The organism is Photorhabdus sp. RM96S (assembly GCF_042879335.1).
GTDB lineage: Bacteria > Pseudomonadota > Gammaproteobacteria > Enterobacterales > Enterobacteriaceae > Photorhabdus > Photorhabdus kayaii.
On sequence record NZ_JBHFKT010000309.1, the window covers coordinates 1 to 223 of the forward strand.

The 223-nt window shown below is 55.2% G+C and carries 1 pseudogene; it reads right to left on the reverse strand.

The annotated features are described in order from the left end of the window. A pseudogene (locus tag ACGF49_RS25490) lies at window positions 1-223 on the reverse strand (hypothetical protein); the annotation flags it as partial.

Sequence of the window (223 nt, forward strand, 5' to 3'; positions counted from 1 at the left end):
GGTCAGTTCGCCGTCGCTTTGCAACAGCTTAAGCGCATAGGCGGCCTGCCGCACCCCTTCCTCTTCGGCAATGGCTAAGATTTTATGCTGGAGATTGGTTTCCCCCAGATAAAACAGACTCTGGCCGGTCATGGCGCTGTATTGCAGGCGTTCTTCTTCCGGTATCAGATTGAGGACCGCATCCATCAGTGAGCTTTTCCCGGCAGCGCTGCTGCTCTGTATC